1 pseudogene is annotated in these 240 nt (G+C 67.5%); it reads right to left on the reverse strand.

The features are described 5' to 3' along the window. Positions 1-240: pseudogene (locus tag HX866_RS32665) on the reverse strand (condensation domain-containing protein); the annotation flags it as partial.

The following is a 240-nucleotide window of genomic DNA, read 5'->3' on the forward strand; positions in this document are numbered from 1 at the left end:
AGGCTGCCGTGCAAGCGCAGGCTGGCCGGGATGTGATAGGCCGCGCTGCCGCCTTCCAGTTGCGCCAGGAACCACAGACGCTGCTGGGCAAACGACAACGGCAGAACCTGATCACGGGACACCGCCACGATCGGCGGTTGGCTGCTGCCGGCAGCTTCGGCCAGTATCCGGGCCAGCGCCGCCAGTTCCGGTTGGGCGAAGATATCCGCCAGGTTCAGCTCCACGCCCAGACGCTGACGC

The organism is Pseudomonas gingeri, from assembly GCF_013386165.1.
GTDB lineage: Bacteria > Pseudomonadota > Gammaproteobacteria > Pseudomonadales > Pseudomonadaceae > Aquipseudomonas > Aquipseudomonas gingeri_C.